Genomic DNA, 22,333 nt, shown 5'->3' with positions numbered 1-22,333 from the left:
AGGAATCCATGACCGTTGCCATTACCGATGTCGTCCTGCGCGACGCCCACCAGTCCCTTTTTGCCACCCGCCTGCGCCTCGACGATATGCTCCCCGTCGCCGCGCGGCTCGACGACGTGGGCTACGGCTCCCTCGAATGCTGGGGCGGCGCCACCTTTGACGCCTGCATCCGCTTCCTCGGCGAAGACCCCTGGGTCCGCCTGCGCGAACTGAAAAAGGCCATGCCGAAGACCCCGCTGCAGATGCTGCTCCGCGGCCAGAATCTGCTCGGCTACCGCCACTACGCCGATGACGTGGTGCAGCGCTTCGTTGAGCGCGCCGTCAAAAACGGCATGGACGTGTTCCGCGTCTTCGACGCCATGAACGACCCGCGCAATATGCAGGCCGCCCTGCAGGCGGTGCGCAGCCACGGCGCGCACGCCCAGGGCACGCTCTCCTACACCACCAGTCCGGCTCACACCCTGCAGACCTGGCTCGACCTGACCGAACAGCTGCTGGAAACCGGCGTCGATTCCATTGCGATTAAAGACATGTCGGGCATTCTCACCCCGATGGCCGCCTTTGAGCTGGTGAGTGAAATCAAAAAACGTTATGACGTGAAGCTGCACCTGCACTGTCACGCCACCACCGGGATGGCGGAGATGGCCCTGCTGAAGGCCATCGAGGCCGGCGTCGACGGCGTCGATACCGCCATCTCGTCCATGAGCGCCACCTACGGCCACCCGGCCACCGAGGCGCTGGTGGCGACGCTGGCCGGAACGGAACATGACACCGGGCTGGATATCCTGAAGCTGGAGAGCATCGCCGCGTACTTTCGCGAAGTGCGCAGAAAATACCACGCCTTCGAAGGCCAGCTGAAGGGCACCGACAGCCGTATCCTCGTGGCCCAGGTGCCGGGCGGCATGCTCACCAACCTCGAAGGCCAGCTGAAGCAGCAGAACGCCGCCCACCGTCTGGATGAGGTGCTGGCGGAAATCCCCCGCGTGCGCGAGGACCTCGGCTTTATCCCGCTGGTCACCCCCACCTCGCAGATTGTCGGCACCCAGGCGGTGCTTAACGTCCTCACCGGGGAGCGCTACAAAACCATTGCGAAGGAGACCGCCGGCATTCTGAAGGGCGAGTACGGCCACACCCCGGTGCCGGTCAACGCGGCATTACAGGCCCGCGTGCTGGACGGCGCCGAAGCCATCACCTGCCGCCCGGCGGACCTGCTGAAGCCGGAGCTGGAAGCCGACGTGAAGCGCCAGGCGCAGGAGAAGGGCATCACGCTTGCGGAGAACGCCATCGACGACGTGCTCACCGTGGCGCTGTTCCCGCAGGTCGGCCTGAAGTTCCTTGAGAACCGCCATAACCCGGCGGCCTTTGAGCCGCTGCCGCAGGCGGAAGAGGCAAAACCTGCCGCCGCTCCGGTGAAAGCCGCCGCTTCCGGCGTCTACACCGTGGAAGTGGAAGGGAAAGCCTTTGTGGTGAAGGTCAGCGACGGCGGCGATATCAGCCCGCTGACAGCGGCCGCTCCGGCGGCGCCTTCCGCCCCGGCTCAGGCTGCCGCCCCGGCAGGCGCCGGTACGCCGGTGACCGCGCCGCTGGCGGGCACTATCTGGAAGGTGCTGGCCACCGAGGGCCAGAGCGTGGCCGAGGGCGACGTACTGCTGATTCTGGAGGCCATGAAGATGGAAACCGAAATCCGCGCCGCGCAGGCCGGGACCGTGCGCGGTATCGCGGTGAAATCCGGGGACGCGGTCGCGGTGGGCGACACCCTGCTGGCCCTGGCGTAAGGAAGAGGAACGGAAATGGAAAGTCTGAACGCCCTGATTCAGGGCATGGGGCTGATGCACCTCGGCGGCGGCCAGGCCGTCATGCTGCTGGTGAGCCTGCTGCTGCTGTGGCTGGCCATCGCGAAGAAGTTCGAGCCGCTGCTGCTGCTGCCGATTGGCTTCGGCGGGCTGCTGTCGAATATTCCCGAGGCCGGGCTGGCGCTGACCGCCCTGGAGAGCCTGCTGGCCCATCACGACGCCGGGCAGCTGGCGGTGATTGCGGCGAAGCTTAACTGTACGCCGGACGTTCATGCCATCAAGGAGGCACTGGCCCTGGCGCTGCCGTCGGTGCAGGGGCAGATGGAAGACCTCGCCGTGGATATGGGCTACTCCGCCGGGGTGCTGGCGATTTTTTATAAGGTCGCCATCGGCTCGGGCATCGCCCCGCTGGTGATATTTATGGGCGTCGGGGCGATGACCGACTTCGGCCCGCTGCTGGCCAACCCGAGGACCCTGCTGCTGGGGGCGGCGGCGCAGTTCGGCATCTTCGCCACGGTGCTCGGGGCGCTGACGCTGAACTACTTCGGGATTATCAGCTTCACCCTGCCGCAGGCGGCGGCCATCGGCATCATCGGCGGCGCGGACGGGCCGACGGCGATTTACCTCTCCGGGAAACTGGCGCCGGAGCTGCTGGGCGCCATCGCGGTGGCGGCGTACTCGTATATGGCGCTGGTGCCGTTAATCCAGCCGCCGATTATGAAGGCGCTGACCAGCGAGAAGGAGCGGAAAATCCGCATGGTGCAGCTGCGCACGGTGAGTAAGCGGGAGAAGATTCTGTTCCCGGCGGTACTGCTGCTGCTGGTGGCGCTGCTGCTGCCGGACGCGGCGCCGCTGCTGGGGATGTTCTGCTTCGGCAACCTGATGCGCGAGAGCGGGGTGGTGGAGCGCCTGAGCGACACGGTGCAGAACGGGCTGATAAATATCGTGACGATATTCCTCGGGTTATCGGTAGGGGCGAAGCTGGTGGCGGACAAGTTCCTGCAGCCGCAGACGCTGGGGATACTGGTGCTGGGGGTGATTGCGTTCTGCGTGGGGACGGCGGCGGGCGTGCTGATGGCGAAGCTGCTGAACCTGTGCAGTAAGCACAAAATCAACCCGCTGATTGGCTCGGCGGGCGTGTCGGCGGTACCGATGGCGGCGCGGGTGTCGAACAAAGTGGGGCTGGAGTCGGATGCGCAGAACTTCCTGCTGATGCACGCGATGGGCCCGAACGTGGCGGGAGTGATTGGCTCGGCGATTGCCGCCGGGGTGATGCTCAAGTACGTGCTGGCGATGTAGTTCTGTGCTCTTCACGGAGGCGGCGCGTTGCGCCTGCCCGGGCTACGGGATCGCAGATGACTGTAAACCCGTAGCCCGGCTGAGCGCAGCGCGAGCCGTGGAATTTCCATAAGGAGACTTTGATGAATGAAACCATAGCATTACGTCCTGGCTGCAGGGCTTCGACATCAACAAAGGACGTGGTCGTGGATGACATGCTGGCGTCGCTCAATGAGCTCGAACAGCTGCAACCGGCGCTGAATTTGCTGGCACACCCCTCAATCGCTCAGGGTAGCCATGATTTCTTTGTCCAGTGTTATGATGCTGGCGTACGGCATGCGCAGGCCGGGGCTTTTGAAACGGTGCCGACGCTGCCTGGTTCGCTGTCACATGAGCGGCAAAGATACGCGCTGCTGTGTGCGGCGGCCGGTCGCCTGGATGCTCTGGGGCAGGCGCTGACGCACAATCGTCTGTGCGATTTGGCCGGTCAGTTTTGTGCTGGCATGGCGGATGTTGATAGCGAAATCCGCAGCGGTTTCTATACCGTGCGTAGCATACCGCTACCGGTTTACCGGCGGCTGCAGCGGGATAATCATTCACATGGCATCTGCCTGCAGCAGGCGCTGCTGCATCTGCTGGCCTGGAAAAGTGATTCCCCCTGGGCGCGGCAGCAGGCCCAGCGGTTGCTCTGGCAGGGCGGCGTTCTGGGAGATAAAGGCGAGTTTGCGCTGATAACGCTGGATGACGAGCTGCGGGAGCGCCAGTTTGCGTGGCCCGGGCTGCGGTCGCTGCTGGCCGTGACCGGGTTTCTGGCGAAATTCCCGGCCGGGCCATTGTTTGCTGATTGAAAGGCGCTCCCCTGGCGGGGAGCCTGTTAATTGGTCGCCGGATATTCCTGGACGGCGATATGCAGCGTAATTTTTTTATCATCGCGCATAATCACCACCGGAATTTCCGAGCCCGGGCGAATCTCTGCGACCTGATCCATGGTTTCCAGGGCGGAAACGGCGGGTTTGTCGTTAACCGAAATAATGACGTCGTTGGCGCGGATCCCTGCCTGGGCCGCCGGGCCTTCCGGCGCAACATCATTCACCACAATCCCCTGCAGCTGATCGATGCCGCCGCCGCCCTGCGCATGCAGCGGCGCAATTTCGCGGCCGCTGATCCCAATATAACCGCGAATAACGCGGCCATCGCGGATCAGCTTATCCATAATCTTGGTTGCCAGTTGGAAAGGGATTGCAAAGCCGATCCCTTCCGGCGTTTCGCCATCGTTGCTTTTATCAAATGACAGGGTGTTGATACCCATCAGCTCACCCAGCGAGTTCACCAGCGCGCCGCCTGAGTTACCGTGGTTGATTGACGCGTCGGTCTGCAGGAAGTTCTGGCGTCCGGTGGGGTTCAGGCCGATACGGCCAGTGGCGCTGATAATGCCCTGGGTAATGGTTTGCCCAAGGTTGTACGGGTTGCCGATCGCCAACACGACGTCACCGATATGTGGCACGCGTTTCGGGTTAATCGGAATGACCGGCAGGCCGCCGCTGGCGTTGATTTTTAACACCGCGAGATCGGTGAGAGTATCCGAGCCGACCAGCAGCGCTTCAAAAACCCGACCATCCTGTAGGGCCACGATAATCTGATCGGCATCGTTGATAACGTGCTTATTGGTCAGGATATAGCCGCGCTGGTCCATGATCACACCGGAACCGAGCGTTAGCTGGTTATGACTGGTGCTGTTGAGGGCGCGGTTATAGACGTTCACGACCGCCGGGGCGGCGCGGCGAACGGCGGAATTATAGCTGGCAGGGGATTCATCCGCGCTATCGTATTGCGTGGTTGGCGAAAGCTGCCACTGGCGCAACGAAGGCATAACGGCCAGCAGCAGACCGCCGACAATCAAACCAATAAGTATCGAACGTAAAAGCTTTCCAGGCATGATGCAGATATCGTTGATGGATGGACAGGCGCAGCATAACACGTCTTGTCCGGACATCGCACTGCACGCGATGCCCGGAAGGCGAGTTAACGTAGCAGCAGATAGATGCTTTCGCTGCCGCGAATGACGTTCAGCGCAATCACCGTCGGCTTGCTTTCAAGCACTTTTCGCAGTTCGGCAATGGACCGTACGCGCTCGCGGTTGAGGCCAATAATGATGTCGTCTTTATGCAGCCCCGCCTGGGCGGCAGGGCTAGCTTTATCGACATTATCAATGACGACGCCTTTGGTCCCGTCTTTCATCTGACCGTCGCTTAACGATGCGCCCTGCAGTGCTGGCGCGATAAGTTCGGCGCTGGCGGAAGAAGAGGTGCTCTTGTCGAGAGTGACTTCAACTTCTACGGGCTTTCCTTCGCGCAGGAGCCCCAGTTTCACCTTGGTCCCCGGCTCGGTCGTGGCGATGCGGGAGCGCAGTTCGGCGAAGCTGTTGAGCGGCTTGCCGTTCAGGCTGATGATAACGTCGCCAGATTTGATGCCCGCTTTGGCCGACCCGGAATTTGGCAGCACTTCGCTGACGAAGGCGCCGCGCTGGACGTCGAGATTCATCGCTTTGGCGATATCCGCGCTCATTTCCATGCCTTTGATGCCCAGCAGGCCGCGTTTGATTTCACCAAATTGAATTAGCTGCTGGGAGAGGATTTTCGCCATATTGCTGGGGATCGCGAAGCCAATGCCGACGCTGCCGCCGCCGGGGGCCAGAATTGCAGTATTGATACCAATCAGCTCGCCGTTGAGGTTCAGCAGCGCACCGCCGGAGTTGCCGCGGTTAATCGAGGCATCGGTCTGGATAAAGTTCTCCAGCCCTTCAAGGTTCAGGCCGCTGCGGCCAAGGGCTGAAATAATCCCGGAAGTGGCGGTCTGACCCAGACCAAATGGGTTACCGACGGCGACGGCGAAATCGCCTACCCGCAGCTTATCGGAGTCGGCGATAGCGATTTGCGTCAGATTACTGGGTTTTAACAGCTGCAGCAGGGCGATATCGCTCTGCTCGTCGCTGCCGACCAGTTTGGCATCGAACTCGCGGCCATCGTTAAGCTGGACGCTGATTTTCTGCGCCTGATTAATCACGTGATTATTGGTCAGCACGTAGCCTTTTGCCGCGTCAATGATGACCCCAGAACCCAGGCCTTCAAACGGCTGCGCCTGCTCTTGCGGCGCATTGTCGCCAAAGTACTTCTTCAGCTCTTCCGGCATATTCTGCGCGGGTGACGCGGTGCCCTCAACCTGTACGCTCACCACCGCCGGCAACACTTTTTCCAGCATCGGCGCGAGGCTTGGCAACGCGCCCTGGCCGGGAACCTGTGTCGGTAAAGACGCTGCTGCCGGAGGTAAGGCGGACAACGACAACCCAACGCTTAACGCTAACGCACTTAACAGCAAAGTCTGTTTATTCATTAGATGCTGGCTCTCGTAACCTGAGGTGTATGGGAAACGTCCCGAATGGTCCGATGTTATTGAATTTTCGGCCCGGTAACAACGTGGGCAATAGTTAAATTGTAGCTGGGATGAGAGGTTGAAACGGGCGCAGAGGGTGCGCCCGGAAAATATTTTTACTGTCGTTGGCGGATTAGTCGCGCTTTACGCCGCCGCGCAGCAGGCCGGATGCGCCTTCAGAGTAGTCGCGCGGCATCTGGACCGGGGCCTGATCGTTGCCCGCTTCAGACTCTTCCAGACGATTACGGAACGGATTGGCGTCCGCCATGCTGTCCGGCAGCAGGTTGCTGGAGCTTTTCGCCATATGCTGATACAGCTGGCGGTAATCATGCGCCATGTTATCCAGCAGCTCTGCGCTCCGGGCAAAGTGGCTTACCAGCTCTTCGCGGTACTCTTCCAGCTCTGCTTTATTCTTTTCCAGTTCAAACTGCAGCGCCTGCTGTTGGCGTAATTTGCGATTGCCAAAACGCATCGCGACGGCGCCGATAATGATGCCGACAACTAGCCCAATTAGCGCGTATTCCCAGGTCATGAACATCTCCCGTTGTTTTGTGGTTCCGTAGGGTGGCTGTGAGGCTCTCCGCCTGCGCCCGATAATGCCACTATAACCGCTAATTCCACAGAAGTGGAATCCTGGCGTATCATCACGTAGTGTAGAGCGGCCTTTTTTTCGTCAATCGTGAGCTATGGCATTACGGTTTTCAAGGAATAACAATTAGATCATGCAAAGCCTGTCCCCAACATCGCGTTACCTTTCCTCTCTCAAGGAGGGGAGCCATCAACCTGACGACGTCCAGCGAGAAGCGGTCAGCCGCCTCGATACGATTTATCAAGAACTGCAGAATAAACCTTCGGTCGCACCGCAAACCGGCGGCGGTCTGCGGGCCAAATTCGGCAAACTGCTGGGCAAGCGCGAACCCGTTGCCGAAACGGTCGCGGTTCGCGGTCTCTATATGTGGGGCGGGGTCGGCAGGGGAAAAACCTGGCTGATGGACCTGTTCTATCAAAGCCTGCCGGGAGAACGCAAACAACGTCTGCATTTTCATCGGTTTATGCTGCGGGTACATGAAGAGTTAACGACGCTGCAGGGGCATAGCGATCCGCTGGAAATTGTTGCGGACCGTTTCAAAGCTGAAACCGACGTGCTCTGCTTCGATGAGTTTTTCGTCTCTGATATCACCGATGCGATGCTGTTGGGCGGTCTGATGAAAGCGCTGTTCGCTCGTGGCATAACCCTGGTGGCGACATCGAATATTCCTCCTGACGAACTGTACCGGAACGGCCTTCAGCGCGCCCGCTTCCTGCCCGCCATCGACGCCATTAAGCAACATTGCGATATCATGAATGTCGATGCCGGTATTGATTACCGCCTGCGCACGCTAACCCAGGCGCATTTGTGGCTGTCGCCGCTGAACGCTGAGACCCAGCAGCAGATGGATAAACTGTGGCTGGCGCTGGCAGGCGCGAAGCGCGAACAGGCACCGACGCTGGAGATCAACCATCGCCCGCTGCCGACGCTGGGCGTTGAGAACCAGACGCTGGCGGCATCGTTCGCCACGCTGTGCGTGGATGCGCGCAGCCAGCATGACTATATTGCGCTCTCGCGGTTGTTTCATACCGTGATGCTCTTTGACGTTCCGGTGATGACCGGGCTGATGGAGAGCGAAGCGCGGCGCTTTATCGCCCTGGTCGATGAGTTCTATGAGCGCCACGTTAAACTGGTGGTCAGCGCGGCGGTACCGCTTTATGAGATCTATCAGGGCGAGAGGTTAAAATTCGAGTTCCAGCGCTGTTTGTCGCGCCTGCAGGAGATGCAGAGCGAGGAGTATCTGAAGCGAGAACACTTACCGGGGTAAAACCGGGTACAAATCACATAAAGGGGTCGATCTTTGACCCCGACTTCTCTATAATCTTGCGACCCCACGTTACGAGAAGGTTTTTTTCCCAAAACTTTCTATGTGCCGGCATAGGCTATTCGAAGGGGTAGGTTTGCTGGACAATGTCGTGTGAACCTCAACTGACTAAACGTTTGGGTGTTCACCAACGTGTAACTTATTTATTTGGGTAAGCTTTTAATGAAAACTTTTACAGCTAAACCAGAAACCGTAAAACGCGACTGGTATGTTGTTGACGCGACCGGTAAAACTCTGGGCCGTCTGGCTTCCGAACTGGCTCTGCGCCTGCGCGGCAAGCATAAAGCGGAATACACTCCGCACGTTGATACTGGTGATTACATCATCGTTCTGAACGCAGAAAAAGTTGCTGTAACCGGCAACAAGCGCGAAGACAAAATGTACTACCACCACACCGGCCACATCGGTGGTATCAAAGAAGCGACCTTTGAAGAGATGATTGCCCGCCGTCCTGAGCGTGTGATTGAAATCGCGGTTAAAGGCATGCTGCCAAAAGGCCCGCTGGGTCGTGCTATGTACCGTAAGCTGAAAGTTTACGCGGGTAACGAGCACAACCACGCGGCACAGCAACCGCAAGTTCTTGACATCTAATCGGGATTATAGGCAATGGCTGAAAATCAATACTACGGCACCGGTCGCCGCAAAAGTTCCGCAGCTCGCGTTTTCATCAAACCGGGCAACGGTAAAATCGTTATCAACCAGCGTTCTCTGGAACAGTACTTCGGTCGTGAAACTGCCCGCATGGTAGTTCGTCAGCCGCTGGAACTGGTCGACATGGTTGAGAAATTAGATCTGTACATCACCGTTAAAGGTGGTGGTATCTCTGGTCAGGCTGGTGCGATCCGTCACGGTATCACCCGCGCTCTGATGGAGTACGACGAGTCCCTGCGTGGCGAACTGCGTAAAGCTGGTTTCGTTACTCGTGATGCTCGTCAGGTTGAACGTAAGAAAGTCGGCCTGCGTAAAGCACGTCGTCGTCCTCAGTTCTCCAAACGTTAATTGTTTTCTGCTCACGCAGAACAATTTGCGAAAAAACCCGCTTCGGCGGGTTTTTTTATGGATAAATTTGCCATTTTCCCTCTACAAACGCCCCATTATTACCACTTTTTCAGCATTTCCAGAATCCCCTCACCACAACGTCTTCAAAATCTGGTAAACTATCATCCAATTTTCTGCCCAAATGCAGGTGATTGTTCATTTTTTGTTTGGATGACGAACGAAATGAAGTCACGCAAATGGGGTTTTTACATCTGGCTGGCCATGCGTGGTCGGCAGCAGTACAAAAATTCTGAATATACCTGGAGGTTTTCATGGCTGTCGCTGCCAACAAACGTTCGGTAATGACGCTGTTTTCTGGTCCTACTGACATCTATAGCCATCAGGTCCGCATCGTGCTGGCCGAAAAAGGTGTTAGTTTTGAGATAGAGCACGTGGAGAAGGACAACCCGCCTCAGGATCTGATTGACCTCAACCCGAATCAAAGCGTACCGACGCTTGTGGATCGTGAGCTCACTCTGTGGGAATCTCGCATCATTATGGAATATCTGGATGAGCGTTTCCCGCATCCGCCGCTAATGCCGGTTTACCCGGTGGCGCGTGGGGAAAGCCGTCTGTACATGCAGCGTATCGAAAAGGACTGGTATTCGTTGATGAATACCATTCAAACCGGTACCGCTTCTCAGGCTGATACTGCGCGTAAGCAGCTGCGTGAAGAACTACAGGCGATTGCGCCAGTTTTCACCCAGAAGCCCTACTTCCTCAGCGATGAGTTCAGCCTGGTGGACTGCTACCTGGCGCCGCTGCTGTGGCGTCTGCCGGTTCTCGGCGTAGAGCTGGTCGGTGCTGGTGCGAAAGAGCTTAAAGGCTATATGACTCGCGTATTTGAGCGCGACTCTTTCCTCGCTTCTTTAACTGAAGCCGAACGTGAAATGCGTCTCGGTCGGGGCTAAATGATGGATGTATCACAGCTGACGCCGCGTCGCCCGTACCTGTTACGAGCGTTCTATGAGTGGCTGCTGGATAACCAGCTGACTCCGCATCTGGTCGTTGACGTGACTCTGCCGGGCGTAATGGTCCCGATGGAGTACGCTCGCGATGGGCAAATTGTTCTCAATATTGCCCCACGCGCTGTCGGTAACCTCGAGCTGGCCAACGACGAAGTGCGATTTAACGCGCGCTTCGGCGGCGTGCCGCGCAATGTTTCTGTGCCGATGGCTGCCGTACTGGCGGTTTACGCGCGTGAGAATGGCGCGGGGACCATGTTCGAACCGGAAGCGGCCTATGATGAAGATGTCACTAGCCTGAACGATGACGAAGAACTGCCTGACAGCGAAACGGTCATGTCGGTGATCGATGGCGATAAGCCGGATAATCATGACGACGATCCTGACGATACGCCGCCACCTCGCGGCGGGCGTCCGGCGCTACGCGTCGTGAAATGATTTTTTCCAGGCCCTTCGGGGCCTGTTTTACTTTCTGCCATTCACAGTGATTACCGTAAAGCAAAGCATCCCCGCTTTAATTCTCTATTTCATACTCTCTGATGCGGGTACGCGGCGCTGATTTCAAACTCCGCTAATAAACTTCATAATTCTACTCACTCCGTGTAGGGCTCCTGGGTTTATTTTATTCCCCTTCCCCCCTCTTTTCATTGTGTATCTGCTACCTGGTATGTCTTTGCTTAAGTTATTAAACTGAGTTGTCGATGAGTGAAAGAGCTTGCTAAATCTGTAATAAATGAGGGTGCATCTGAAATTAAAATATTGCGCGAGAAATTTATTTGAATTTATTGAATTTATTGAATTCATATAATTAATATTCGAGAGTTTGATATGAACTTATTTCTCTTGTAAATGAGTGTTCGGAATGATGGTATTTCATTGCCGCCCAGATAATAAAATATATTAATATTATTTTTATCATGCATGGTGGTTTTATAATTAAAGTCAATGAATATCCATGTTAAGGCCCAAAATCTTCAGGTTCTTGCCATGATTCATTCTTGTTGTTTTTGTTTTCGTGAATAGCAGAAGGATAATTATATTGATTAATTATTGATTAAGCTTCCCTACATTTAAAGTTAATTTTTCTAAGTGTATTTTATTGTACCCTTTAATGTATTGTTCGTTTCGTATTCAAGACGCGCCTTTTCTTTTAAAATGCGTTTATTAGATATATAAATATATTGTACGTTAAGGATTGACTAATGAAAAAAACACTTCTGGCTGCCATTCTGGCAATGAGCGCGACTTCGGCTATTGCTGCTAATCCTACTGCTGTATTAAAAGTAAAGGGTACTTTAACAAACGCAGCATGCACACCCACTCTCGATAATGGTGGTGTGGTGGACTATGGTACGATTAACCTGGGTGAATTATCCGCCACAGCCGTTAATCAACTGGGGCAGAAAAATATCAACCTGACCATTAACTGTACTGCTGCAACCAAATTATCCTGGAATTTGATTGATGAGCGTAGCAGCTCTAATGCTAAATTAACCGTTGAAAATGCCAGCGCTCTTGGTAACTCCCTTGATGACGATCGCATGACTTACGGCGTGGGCAAAGCGGGTAACGTCAATATTGGTTCTTATGGCATGTTCGTAAAAGTTGATGGCGTAACCGCTGACGGCCAAGGTGTGACCGCTATTAGCACTGATTATTATGATTCAGGTGTTAAGTGGGCCAAGAGCGCCGATGGTATCACAGCAGGCTCTTTCCGCGACTTTTCTGTTGCGGCCTTTGGTTCTTCTAGCACACCGGTTGCATTCAAAACCGCGACGTTCCCACTGGTAACGTCTCTGGCTATTCAAAATACCAGCACGCTGGCTATTACTGATGACACTGCGATGGATGGTGAGCTAACTATCAGCCTGCGTTATCTGTAATTCTTGATATCATAGACTATTAATAAAATGGGAGCGACTATTTTGGGCTGCTCCCATTTTTATTGTCCTGGTTAACACGGGGCGTGAATTATCCAAGGGGTTTGTTTTGCGCTTTTTTAATTATTCATCAGCCAAAATTATTATTTTTTCTATTTTCTATTTTGCCTCACTCTCTGTTTTTGCTGAGGGGATGGTGCCGGAAACAAGTTTATTAGTGATTGATGAGGCGACTCACAGTGGCACAATGAACGTGAAAAATACGGATGCGCACCCCGCATTATTGTATACAACGGTTATTGATTTGCCTGATGAAAGTAAGGATTTGAAGCTGATACCTACGCAACCCGTCGTTCGCGTAGAACCCGGGCAAACGCAACAAGTCCGTTTTATTCTGCAGAATAATAACCCATTGGCCGTCGAACATTTTAAACGCGTGACGTTTGAAGGCATTCCGCCAAAAAGTGAAAATAAAAGAATTAAAATTGGCTTCAATATTCGTCAGGATTTACCCGTGCTAATTCGTCCTGCGAGCCTTGCCGTTGTGACGGATGCGTGGAAGTATCTGCAGTGGTCAGGCTCAGGAAATACTGCAAAAGTCATCAATCCTGATAAATATGTTGTTCGTCTGGCTCCTGAGATAGTTTTTCTACCATCTGGTACGAAGGGGCATATTAGTAAAAGTTACATCTTGCCAGGAGAAACGTTGAATATCACCGTTTCAAAAAATATTAATGGTGATAATAAAGTTCAATTCTATCCGGCTAGCCGCTATGGTATTGAAGTGCCTAGTTTTATTTCGGACCTGAATGCAAAATAAGAAGCGTCTATGTTTAAAAAGCGCCGTCTTACTTCTCGCTCCTGTGCGTCATTGTATGGAATCTTGCCGCTGGCTGCACTCTGTTCCGTTGATGTACTAGCCAAAGAGATAACGTTTGATACTGAGATGATTCAGTCACGCGGATTGAATGTCAATCTCAACCGTTATTTTGCGCGTGCTCCACGCTTTCTCCCCGGTCCGCATTCCGTGCGGGTGAAGATTAACGGTAAGGATAAAGGAACCGTCGCGGCACGTTTTGGTGAGGATGGTACGCTGTGCGTTGATGGTGATTTTATTGAGTTTTCCGGATTAATGCCGGTCCCCCTGAAAAAAAATGAAGAGTGCCATGACATCGTCAATGACTACGCGCAGGCGGTAGTGAAGGCCTTGCCTGGTCAGGAAATGATCGAACTGTATCTCCCGCCGGAGGCGCTGAATGGGATGAATGGTGATATCAAAAGCTTTCAGCACGGCGGAATAGCTGGATTGCTCAACTATGACCTGTTCAGTACCCGCAGCGAATATGGTGGCAGCGATACCAGCCTCTATTCTCAGGCCAGTCTGGAAGGTGGCATAAACATTAGCGACTGGTCGTTGCGTAGCCGCTATATCCTTACCGACGATAATGGCGATAAGAATGTTGAAAGTGTTTATACCTTTGCCGAGCACGTTTTTGACGCCTTGAAGATGACTGCGCAGGTCGGGGAGATCAATGTCAGCTCATATGTCCTGAGTGGAGCCCCGATTGTTGGCGTGCAACTGATGCCTACCCGAGCTTTGCAGGGCAGCGGAAGCGGCGTCAGCGTTTCAGGAATGGCGCATAATGCTCAGGCGCGCGTGGAGGTTCGTCAGAGCGGACGACTTCTCTACAGCATGCTGGTTCCGGCAGGACCGTTCACGCTCGATGATGTACCAATAGCGAGCACTAATGTGGAACTGGAGGTGACGGTTATTGAATCCGATGGTTCAAGCAATCGCTTTATTGTTCCAGCCGCATCCGTCACGGCGCGGAAGCTTTCCCGACCGCAGGGTCTGGCCGTCTCTTTTGGTCAGATACGCGATATTAAAGGGGATTATGAAAATCCCTGGGTGTTTAATCTCTCTGACGGTTGGCGCATATTGCCTCGGCTGAATCTGCTGGCTTCTGGTGCGGCGACGAAAAATTACCTTGGCGGCGGCGCCCATACAGAATACCTGCTTACCGATAACTGGAGTGCCTCCACCAGCGTGGCTGCAAGCCAGGGAAAATTCGGCGAGAAAAATAGCGGAGTGAAAACTGAGCTACAGAGTTCACTTAAGCTGGCAGAATCTTTAAGTATGTCAGCGAGCGCGGCGCATTTTAGCCCCGGCTATCGCGAGCTGACTGACGCGCTGAACGATGATTTTCAGCCTTATAGTAATACGTATTCCACCAGTTTGGCCTGGTTTACGCCGCTTGGGGGGTCATTTAGCGCCGGTTTTAGTTACAACCAAAGCAGAGGTGAGGGTAATGATTCCCGCTACCTGTTGCTTTCATGGGGCAGGAGCTTCGAACGAGCCACCGTTTCTGCGAACTGGCAGAGAGCAATGGGGAACAAAGACGGGAGACAGGATGATGACCTGATCTACGTTAACCTGAGCATTCCGTTTGGCGGTTCGCAGCACGTCAGTAGCTATATGCGTAAACAGGGCAACCGTAACAGCTACGGCGTGCAGAACTCTGGCGCACTGTCACCGGATTCTTACTACTATATCTCCGTCGATCGGGACAGGGGAGAGAGTGAGAATAGCGTTAACGGCAACCTGAGCACTAACTTACATTACACTCGATTAGGCATTGGCGGCGGGAGCGTGGGTTCGCGCCAGCGTAATTATAATGCCACGCTCTCAGGTGGGGTTGCGGCGCATAAAAGCGGCGTCACCTTCACGCCTTATACCATTCGGAATACGTTTGCCATTGCAAAACTGAATGAATCGAAAGCTGGCGTTGAAATCAGTACTCCGCAGGGGATGGTCTGGACCGATTATTGGGGGCAGGCTGTTATCCCTGGGTTGAATGAGTGGCGTAATTCGCGCATTGAAATTAACGCGAACAAGCTGCCTGCGAGTATGACGCTGGCAAATGGAACAAAGTATGTGGCAGCTGCGCATGCTTCGGTGAGCGAAGTCGGTTTTAAAGTCCTGAATAATCGTCGGGTGATGATCCGCGTTAAGCGTGCGGATAACAGGGCGCTGGATAAGGGATTATCCATCGTTGATGAGAAGGGCAATTATATTGTCACCAGCGTGGATGACGGGCATGTTTTCCTTAATGAGGCTGGCCAGCTTTCGGCACTGTATGCCATGGACGACAATAATAACCGACTGTGCAAGATTGATTACATCTTAAGCAATAAGAGGGATGAAGACGCATTTTACGAAGAGGTGGACGGCGTATGTCGATGAATCAGTGGGTAGGGATGCTGTTATCTGCGGGAATGTTGCTGTCAGGTGCTGTTCGTGCCGAAGAGTGCCAGATTACGCTTTCCCGGACAAAAATTGATTATAACCAGATACGCCGTGATGACATTGTTTCCACTACCCAGAATTGGCACAAACTGTCTGAGTGGGAAGTGAATGTGAATGTTTCCTGTTCTGAAATGCATCAGATGGCGGTGCTGGTTCAGGGGGCTGCTGGCGAGAAAGGTCGCTTGTTGTTTGGCACTCGCGGTGGGGTTGGGCTTAAGGTTGAAAATATTACCGTTGATGGCAAGTCCTACAGCGCTGGAAAAACAGCGGACCAGCTGAACTTTACGCCGGAAAGCGGGACACCATCTCCGCTATATGTGCGAAACAATGAGGCGGTAATCGCCGTAGAAAATAATGTCGTGCCGAAAGGGAAGCAAATGAGTTTTCGCGTGATGCTGTTCCCGGTGCTCAACGAGAGTATGTTCAGTGGAAACACCGATAACACAACAATTGAAGCGGATATCGCCTGGCGACTGCTAATCAAATAGCACTTAGCTAAATGCTAAACGCCGGACGATTTTCTCATCCGGCGTTTTGTTTTTTTACACTTCCAGGTAGTTCAGGATCCCGTCAGCCGCTTTACGGCCTTCGGCAATCGCCGTCACCACCAGATCGGAACCGCGAACGATGTCGCCACCGGCGAAGATTTTCGGGTTGCTGGTCTGGAAGGCGTTGTCGCTGCCTTCCGGCGCAATCACGCGGCCCTGAGAATCCAGCTCGACGCTGTGCTTCGCCAGCCATTCCATGCTGTGTGGGCGGAAACCAAACGCCATGACCACGGCATCGGCGGGTACCACATGCTCAGAACCGGCCACGATTTCCGCGCGGCGGCGGCCTTTCGCATCCGGCTGGCCCATCTCCGTACGCGCCATCTTCACGCCGCAGACTTTACCGTTGGCATTCACTTCAATGCCCAGCGGTTGAACGTTGAACTGGAACTCCACGCCTTCTTCACGCGCGTTTTTCACTTCGCGCTTCGATCCCGGCATGTTCTCCTCATCACGGCGATAGGCGCAGATGACGTGGGTGGCGTTCTGGCGAATCGAGGTACGCACGCAGTCCATTGCGGTGTCGCCACCGCCAAGAACCACGACGCGCTTACCTTCCATGCTGACGTACGGTTCGTCCGCCGTTTCGCCAAAGCCCATGATCTGCTTGGTATTGGCGATCAGGAACGGCAGCGCATCAAAGACCCCGCTGGCGTCTTCGTTTTCCAGCCCGCCGCGCATAGACTGATAGGTCCCGACGCCGAGGAACACCGCATCGTAATCTTTCAGCAGATCGTCGAGCTGCACATCACGGCCCACTTCGACATTGAGTTTGAACTCGATGCCCATACCGGTGAAGATCTCGCGACGGCGGGTCATCACCTCTTTTTCCAGCTTAAACGCCGGAATACCAAAGGTCAGCAGACCGCCGATTTCCGGATGGCGATCGAAAACCACCGCCTTCACACCGTTGCGGGTCAACACGTCGGCGCATGCCAGGCCCGCCGGACCCGCGCCGATAATGGCGACGGTTTTACCGGTTTGCTTTACGCCGGTAAGGTCGGGGCGCCAGCCCATTTCGAACGCTTTATCGTTGATATAGCGTTCGATGTTGCCGATGGTGACCGCGCCGAACTCATCGTTCAGCGTACAGGAACCCTCGCACAGGCGGTCCTGCGGGCAAACGCGCCCGCAGACTTCCGGTAGGGTATTGGTCTGATGCGACAGCTCCGCCGCTTCAAAAATACGCCCTTCATTAGCCAGCTTCAGCCAGTTCGGGATGTAGTTATGCACCGGGCACTTCCATTCGCAGTACGGGTTGCCGCAGGACAGGCAGCGGTCCGCCTGTGCTTTGGCCTGGCCTTCTGAAAACGGCTCGTAAATTTCCACAAATTCAATTTTACGGATCTTCAGCGCTTTCTTTGGCGGATCAACTCGCTGTAAGTCGATAAATTGATAGACATTCTGACTCATCTTAACCCCTTACTGCGCCTGCACCCGCAGCTCAGCTGCGGAACGACTACGGTGACCCAACAGTGCTTTAACATCGCTGGACTTCGGTTTAACCAGCGCAAACTTCGCTGAGAAGGCCGGCCAGTTCGCCAGGATCTCTTCGCCGCGCTGCGAGCCGGTAAGCTGCACGTGCTCGGTAATCAAACCGCGCAGGTGCTCTTCATGGATGGCCAGAGAGTCAACGTCCAGCACTTCTACCAGTTCAGGGTTCACGCGTTTGCGGAAGTCGCCATCTTCATCCAGAACGTAACCAAAGCCGCCGGTCATGCCTGCGCCAAAGTTGACGCCGGTTTTGCCCAGCACGCAGACGATGCCGCCGGTCATGTATTCACAGCCGTTGTCGCCGATACCTTCGACGACGGTGATAGCCCCGGAGTTACGCACTGCGAAACGCTCGCCCGCACGGCCCGCAGCATACAGGCGACCGCCGGTCGCGCCGTACAGGCAGGTGTTGCCGATGATGCTGGCTTCGTGGCTGCGGAAGGCCGAGCCTACCGGAGGACGAATGGCGAGCAGGCCGCCAGCCATCCCTTTGCCCACGTAGTCGTTCGCGTCGCCGGTCAGATGCAGCTCGACGCCGCCTGCATTCCACACGCCGAAGCTCTGGCCCGCAGTACCGCTAAAGTGGGCGATAATTGGGTCGGCAGCGAGCCCCTGGTCGCCGTGGGTCTGGGCGATATAACCGGACAGCGATGCGCCAACGGAGCGGTCGGTGTTGCGGATATCGAACCAGAACGTTTTGCTCTGCTTGCTGTCAACAAACGGTTTCGCCTGCTGCAGCAGCTGCGCGTTGAGTACGCCATTGTCGAACGGCGGGTTGTTCTCCGTGCAGTACAGCGCTTTGCCTGGATGCGGCTCTGCGGTTTCCAGCAGTTTGCTCAGATCCAGTTTCTGCTGCTTGGCGGTAAATCCGTCCAGCTCTTTCAGCAGGTCGGTGCGGCCAATCAGATCCACCAGACGCTTCACGCCCAGCTGCGCCATCAGCTCGCGCGTTTCGCGGGCGATGAATTCAAAGTAGTTGGTCACTTTAAACGGCAGACCGTGATAATGGTTCTTACGCAGTTTGTCATCCTGGGTTGCTACGCCGGTTGCGCAGTTGTTCAGGTGGCAAATACGCAGATACTTACAGCCCAGCGCGACCATTGGGCCGGTACCGAAGCCGAAGCTCTCAGCCCCGAGGATGGCCGCTTTGATGATATCAAGGCCGGTTTTCAGGCCGCCGTCCACCTGCAGACGAATTTTGTGGCGCAGCCCGTTGGCAACCAGCGCCTGCTGTGTTTCCACCAGTCCCAGTTCCCACGGGCAGCCCGCGTACTTCACTGAAGAGAGCGGGCTGGCGCCGGTGCCGCCGTCATAGCCGGCGATAGTGATTAAATCCGCGTAAGCTTTTGCAACGCCGGTGGCGATAGTCCCGACGCCCGGTTCAGAAACCAGCTTCACGGAGATCATCGCTTTCGGGTTGACCTGCTTCAGGTCGAAAATCAGCTGCGCCAGATCCTCGATAGAGTAAATATCGTGGTGCGGCGGCGGGGAGATCAGCGTCACGCCCGGCACTGAATAGCGTAGTTTAGCGATGTACGGCGTCACTTTATCACCCGGCAACTGGCCGCCTTCGCCAGGCTTCGCGCCCTGAGCGACTTTAATCTGGATAACGTCGGCGTTGACCAGATAAGCCGGGGTTACGCCGAAGCGGCCGGAAGCAACCTGCTTAATGCGCGACACTTTATTGGTGCCATAGCGCGCTGGGTCTTCGCCGCCTTCGCCGGAGTTGGAGTTACCGCCGATGCTGTTCATCGCTTCCGCCAGCGCTTCGTGCGCTTCGGGGCTCAGCGCGCCGATAGACATCGCCGCGGTATCGAAGCGTTTAAACAGTTCGCTGGCCGGTTCAACGTCGTCCAGGCTCACCGTGGTTCCGTCCGGCGTCACGGCCAGCAGATCGCGCAGCGTTGCCGCCGGGCGCTCGTTAACCAGCTTCGCGTACTGCTGGTAATCGCTGTATTCGCCGCTTTGTACCGCTTGTTGCAGGGTACGCACCACGTCCGGGTTGTAGGCGTGATATTCGCCGCCGTGGACGTACTTCAGCAGGCCGCCCTGGTCCAGCGGTTTACGCGCCAGCCAGGCACGTTTCGACAGGTTCAGCAGATCCTGCTGGAAGTCATCGAAGCTCGCGCCGCCGATGCGGCTGACAACGCCCTGGAAGCACAGGTCTGAGACGTCGCGATGCAGGCCGACTGCTTCAAACAGCTTCGAGCAGCGATAGGACGCAATAGTCGAAATCCCCATCTTCGACATGATTTTATACAGGCCTTTGTTGATGCCGTTACGATAGTTCAGCATCACCGCGCGGTACGCTTTGTCGATGGCTTTGTTATCCACCAGCTTCGCCAGGGTTTCATAGGCGAGGTACGGATAGATAGCCGTCGCACCGAAGCCGAGCAGCACGGCAAAATGGTGCGGATCGCGGGCGCTGGCGGTTTCGACAATAATGTTGGCATCGCAGCGCAGGCTCTTGTCGACCAGCCGGGTCTGAATCGCGCCTACCGCCATCGGAGCCGGTACCGGCAGACGGTTTTTCGCGATGTTGCGGTCAGAGAGCACCAGCAGAACGGTACCGTTACGCACCATCTGTTCGGCTTTATCGCACAGCGCCTTCACGGTTTCAGCCAGCGTGGTTGCGGTGGCATCAAAAGTGATATCCAGGACGTCGGCGCGATAGTGCTCCTCTTCCATGGTGGTCAGCTGTTTAAAATCGGAGTACAGCAGAATCGGCGATTTGAAGCTCAGGCGGTGTGCCTGGCCTTCCGCTTCGCAGAAGACGTTCATTTCACGGCCGATGCTGGTGGCCAGCGACATGACGTGCGCTTCGCGCAGCGGGTCGATCGGCGGGTTGGTCACCTGCGCGAATTGCTGGCGGAAGTAATCGTAAATGATACGCGGCTGGCTGGAGAGCACGGCAAATGGGGTATCGTCGCCCATTGAGCCGACCGCCTCCTGGCCGTTTTCACCCAGTACGCGCAGGACGGAGTCCAGCTCTTCAGCGCTGTAGTTAAACTGTTTCTGGTAACTGGCGAGGGTATCATCGTCCAGTTGGCGGCTACCGACCTCTTCATCCGGCAGATCTTCGAATGGCACCAGGCGACGGACGTTTTTCGCCATCCACTCTTTATACGGGTGGCGGCTTTTCAGATCGTTGTCGGTTTCCGCGGAGTGCAGAATACGCCCCTCGCGGGTATCGATAACCATTAGCTCGCCCGGGCCGACGCGGCCTTTTTCGACCACTTCATCCGGCTGGTAATCCCAGATACCGACTTCGGAAGCGCAGGTGATGAGCTTATCTTTAGTGATGACGTAGCGTGCCGGGCGCAGACCGTTACGGTCGAGATTACAGGCGGCATAGCGACCGTCGGACATGACGATGCCCGCCGGGCCGTCCCACGGCTCCATATGCATGGAGTTAAAGTCGAAGAACGACCGCAGGTCTGGGTCCATATCCGGGTTGTTTTGCCAGGCTGGCGGCACCAGCAGGCGCATGGCGCGGATGATATCCATCCCGCCCGCCAGCAGCAGCTCCAGCATGTTATCCATGGAGCTGGAGTCAGAGCCGGTTTCATTGACGAACGGTGCAGCGTCGTGGAGGTCCGGGATCAGTGGCGTCTGGAACTTATAGGTTCGGGCGCGGGCCCATTGGCGGTTGCCGGTGATGGTGTTGATCTCGCCGTTGTGCGCCAGATAGCGGAACGGCTGCGCCAGCGGCCAGCGCGGCACGGTGTTGGTGGAAAAGCGCTGGTGGAACAGGCAGATTGCCGACTCCAGGCGCAGGTCCGCGAGGTCCAGGTAGAAGCGCGGCAGATCCGCCGGCATACACAGACCTTTATAAATGTTGACCAGGTTCGACAGGCTGCAGACGTAGAAATCTTTATCTTCCTGCAGACGCTTTTCGATACGGCGACGCGCGATGAATAAACGGCGCTCCATGTCGCGCGGACGCCAGCCAGCCGGGGCGTTCACAAAGATTTGTTCAATACGGGGCAGCGAGGAGAGGGCGATTTCACCGAGAACGCCTTCATTGGTCGGCACATCGCGCCAGCCGACGATAGACAGCGTTTCGCGTTGAAGTTCTTCTTCGACGATGCGGCGCGCCGCTTTGGCCAGATCAGGATCCTTATTAAGGAACAGCATCCCAACGGCGTAATTTTTGGCTAAACGCCAGCCGCGCTCTTCCGCAACAATTCGGAAGAAACGATCGGGTTTTTGTAGCAGCAAGCCACAACCGTCGCCGGTTTTTCCATCGGCAAGAATTGCGCCGCGGTGCTGCATTCGGGCCAGTGCGTGTATAGCGGTTCGCACTACCTTGTGGCTAGGTTCGCCTTCTATGTGGGCGATCAGGCCGAAACCACAGTTATCCCTCTCAAGGGATTTATCGTACAACATATCAGTGAACCTCCCCAGGCTCTACGGGATACCCTCCGATACCGATTGCGCACGGGCACAGAAAGAGTATGGCGACGGGGTTTACACCTCGCATTCGCCCTCTTTAAATCCTTTTCGCGTCGGTACACAAGTTTGAGGACTTGCTGTTAAGAGGGAATCTCAATTACTGCATAAATATGATGAGCAGAGCGCTCATCCAGAAAGCTTCCAGCGGATTCCCAACTTATCGGGAATCCACACATACGTCAAATGGCAATCTTATTTATACAAAAATGTGCTATACAACATCTAATATAATG

Annotated in this window: 17 protein-coding genes; 12 read left to right on the top strand and 5 right to left on the bottom strand. The window is 55.5% G+C overall.

Annotated features, from left to right (window positions below; translation table 11 throughout):
* Positions 1-8 precede the first annotated feature (8 nt).
* The 3 genes from oadA to IYV58_RS24655 all read left to right on the top strand — a co-directional run bounded on the left by oadA (position 9) and on the right by IYV58_RS24655 (position 3,919).
* On the top strand, positions 9-1,775 hold the full coding sequence (gene oadA, locus IYV58_RS24665; RefSeq protein WP_195729309.1) for a sodium-extruding oxaloacetate decarboxylase subunit alpha: 1,767 nt from the start codon (positions 9-11) through the stop codon (positions 1,773-1,775).
* Between the two features lie 15 nt (positions 1,776-1,790).
* Positions 1,791-3,092, top strand: coding sequence for an oxaloacetate decarboxylase subunit beta (locus IYV58_RS24660; RefSeq protein ID WP_004125763.1), 1,302 nt, complete (start codon positions 1,791-1,793; stop codon positions 3,090-3,092).
* A 122-nt stretch (positions 3,093-3,214) separates the two neighbouring features.
* Positions 3,215-3,919 (top strand): triphosphoribosyl-dephospho-CoA synthase, encoded by a 705-nt coding sequence (locus tag IYV58_RS24655; protein ID WP_004125759.1) that lies wholly within the window; start codon positions 3,215-3,217, stop codon positions 3,917-3,919.
* A 26-nt stretch (positions 3,920-3,945) separates the two neighbouring features.
* On the opposite strand, the gene degS is transcribed toward IYV58_RS24655, so the two are convergent.
* The 3 genes from degS to zapG form a co-directional block, all read right to left on the bottom strand.
* Positions 3,946-5,007 (bottom strand): outer membrane-stress sensor serine endopeptidase DegS, encoded by a 1,062-nt coding sequence (gene degS, locus IYV58_RS24650; protein ID WP_004125755.1) that lies wholly within the window; start codon positions 5,005-5,007, stop codon positions 3,946-3,948.
* Between the two features lie 86 nt (positions 5,008-5,093).
* A complete protein-coding gene (degQ, locus tag IYV58_RS24645) occupies positions 5,094-6,461 on the bottom strand; it encodes a serine endoprotease DegQ (RefSeq protein ID WP_004125752.1) in 1,368 nt (455 codons plus the stop codon).
* A 172-nt stretch (positions 6,462-6,633) separates the two neighbouring features.
* Positions 6,634-7,032, bottom strand: a complete 399-nt coding sequence (gene zapG / locus IYV58_RS24640; protein ID WP_004125749.1) for a Z-ring associated protein ZapG — start codon at positions 7,030-7,032, stop codon at positions 6,634-6,636.
* A gap of 190 nt (positions 7,033-7,222) precedes the next feature.
* Here zapG and zapE point away from each other — a divergent pair, with 190 nt between their 5' ends.
* The 9 genes from zapE to IYV58_RS24595 all read left to right on the top strand — a co-directional run bounded on the left by zapE (position 7,223) and on the right by IYV58_RS24595 (position 16,091).
* The gene (zapE, locus tag IYV58_RS24635) at positions 7,223-8,356 is read left to right on the top strand and encodes a cell division protein ZapE (RefSeq protein WP_004125745.1); all 1,134 of its coding nucleotides are present in this window, start codon (positions 7,223-7,225) and stop codon (positions 8,354-8,356) included.
* A 219-nt stretch (positions 8,357-8,575) separates the two neighbouring features.
* Positions 8,576-9,004 carry a 50S ribosomal protein L13 gene (rplM, locus tag IYV58_RS24630; protein WP_004106200.1) on the top strand — a complete coding sequence of 143 codons (429 nt, stop codon included), beginning with the start codon at positions 8,576-8,578 and terminating at the stop codon, positions 9,002-9,004.
* A gap of 15 nt (positions 9,005-9,019) precedes the next feature.
* On the top strand, positions 9,020-9,412 hold the full coding sequence (gene rpsI, locus IYV58_RS24625) for a 30S ribosomal protein S9 (RefSeq protein WP_000829815.1): 393 nt from the start codon (positions 9,020-9,022) through the stop codon (positions 9,410-9,412).
* Positions 9,413-9,723: 311 nt separating this feature from the next.
* Entirely contained in the window at positions 9,724-10,362 is a 639-nt protein-coding gene (sspA, locus tag IYV58_RS24620; RefSeq protein ID WP_004106197.1) for a stringent starvation protein SspA, read from the top strand.
* A 3-nt stretch (positions 10,363-10,365) separates the two neighbouring features.
* Positions 10,366-10,854, top strand: coding sequence for a ClpXP protease specificity-enhancing factor (gene sspB, locus IYV58_RS24615; protein ID WP_014226996.1), 489 nt, complete (start codon positions 10,366-10,368; stop codon positions 10,852-10,854).
* 764 nt (positions 10,855-11,618) lie between these two features.
* Positions 11,619-12,299 (top strand): DUF1120 domain-containing protein, encoded by a 681-nt coding sequence (locus tag IYV58_RS24610; protein ID WP_049115732.1) that lies wholly within the window; start codon positions 11,619-11,621, stop codon positions 12,297-12,299.
* A gap of 136 nt (positions 12,300-12,435) precedes the next feature.
* On the top strand, positions 12,436-13,116 hold the full coding sequence (locus tag IYV58_RS24605; RefSeq protein ID WP_032742208.1) for a fimbria/pilus chaperone family protein: 681 nt from the start codon (positions 12,436-12,438) through the stop codon (positions 13,114-13,116).
* Positions 13,117-13,125: 9 nt separating this feature from the next.
* Entirely contained in the window at positions 13,126-15,540 is a 2,415-nt protein-coding gene (locus IYV58_RS24600) for a fimbrial biogenesis usher protein (RefSeq protein ID WP_195729308.1), read from the top strand.
* A complete protein-coding gene (locus IYV58_RS24595; protein WP_004125733.1) occupies positions 15,531-16,091 on the top strand; it encodes a DUF1120 domain-containing protein in 561 nt (186 codons plus the stop codon). Before IYV58_RS24600 ends, IYV58_RS24595 begins: the two co-directional genes overlap by 10 nt.
* Positions 16,092-16,145: 54 nt before the next feature.
* On the opposite strand, the gene gltD is transcribed toward IYV58_RS24595, so the two are convergent.
* Positions 16,146-17,564, bottom strand: a complete 1,419-nt coding sequence (gltD, locus tag IYV58_RS24590; RefSeq protein ID WP_004125731.1) for a glutamate synthase subunit GltD — start codon at positions 17,562-17,564, stop codon at positions 16,146-16,148.
* A gap of 9 nt (positions 17,565-17,573) precedes the next feature.
* Positions 17,574-22,034, bottom strand: a complete 4,461-nt coding sequence (gltB, locus tag IYV58_RS24585; RefSeq protein WP_004125728.1) for a glutamate synthase large subunit — start codon at positions 22,032-22,034, stop codon at positions 17,574-17,576.
* Positions 22,035-22,333 lie beyond the last annotated feature (299 nt).

Source organism: Klebsiella sp. BDA134-6 (assembly GCF_015601345.1).
In the GTDB taxonomy this organism is placed as follows: domain Bacteria; phylum Pseudomonadota; class Gammaproteobacteria; order Enterobacterales; family Enterobacteriaceae; genus Klebsiella; species Klebsiella grimontii.
This window is presented reverse-complemented; position numbering and strand designations above follow the sequence as displayed.

Coding starts and splice junctions, on each gene's coding strand:
- oadA (WP_195729309.1), top strand. CDS start 9: ATGACCGTTGCCATTACCGATGTCGTCCTGCGCGACGCCCACCAGTCC.
- IYV58_RS24660 (WP_004125763.1), top strand. CDS start 1,791: ATGGAAAGTCTGAACGCCCTGATTCAGGGCATGGGGCTGATGCACCTC.
- IYV58_RS24655 (WP_004125759.1), top strand. CDS start 3,215: ATGAATGAAACCATAGCATTACGTCCTGGCTGCAGGGCTTCGACATCA.
- degS (WP_004125755.1), bottom strand. CDS start 5,007: ATGCCTGGAAAGCTTTTACGTTCGATACTTATTGGTTTGATTGTCGGC.
- degQ (WP_004125752.1), bottom strand. CDS start 6,461: ATGAATAAACAGACTTTGCTGTTAAGTGCGTTAGCGTTAAGCGTTGGG.
- zapG (WP_004125749.1), bottom strand. CDS start 7,032: ATGACCTGGGAATACGCGCTAATTGGGCTAGTTGTCGGCATCATTATC.
- zapE (WP_004125745.1), top strand. CDS start 7,223: ATGCAAAGCCTGTCCCCAACATCGCGTTACCTTTCCTCTCTCAAGGAG.
- rplM (WP_004106200.1), top strand. CDS start 8,576: ATGAAAACTTTTACAGCTAAACCAGAAACCGTAAAACGCGACTGGTAT.
- rpsI (WP_000829815.1), top strand. CDS start 9,020: ATGGCTGAAAATCAATACTACGGCACCGGTCGCCGCAAAAGTTCCGCA.
- sspA (WP_004106197.1), top strand. CDS start 9,724: ATGGCTGTCGCTGCCAACAAACGTTCGGTAATGACGCTGTTTTCTGGT.
- sspB (WP_014226996.1), top strand. CDS start 10,366: ATGGATGTATCACAGCTGACGCCGCGTCGCCCGTACCTGTTACGAGCG.
- IYV58_RS24610 (WP_049115732.1), top strand. CDS start 11,619: ATGAAAAAAACACTTCTGGCTGCCATTCTGGCAATGAGCGCGACTTCG.
- IYV58_RS24600 (WP_195729308.1), top strand. CDS start 13,126: ATGTTTAAAAAGCGCCGTCTTACTTCTCGCTCCTGTGCGTCATTGTAT.
- IYV58_RS24595 (WP_004125733.1), top strand. CDS start 15,531: ATGTCGATGAATCAGTGGGTAGGGATGCTGTTATCTGCGGGAATGTTG.
- gltD (WP_004125731.1), bottom strand. CDS start 17,564: ATGAGTCAGAATGTCTATCAATTTATCGACTTACAGCGAGTTGATCCG.
- gltB (WP_004125728.1), bottom strand. CDS start 22,034: ATGTTGTACGATAAATCCCTTGAGAGGGATAACTGTGGTTTCGGCCTG.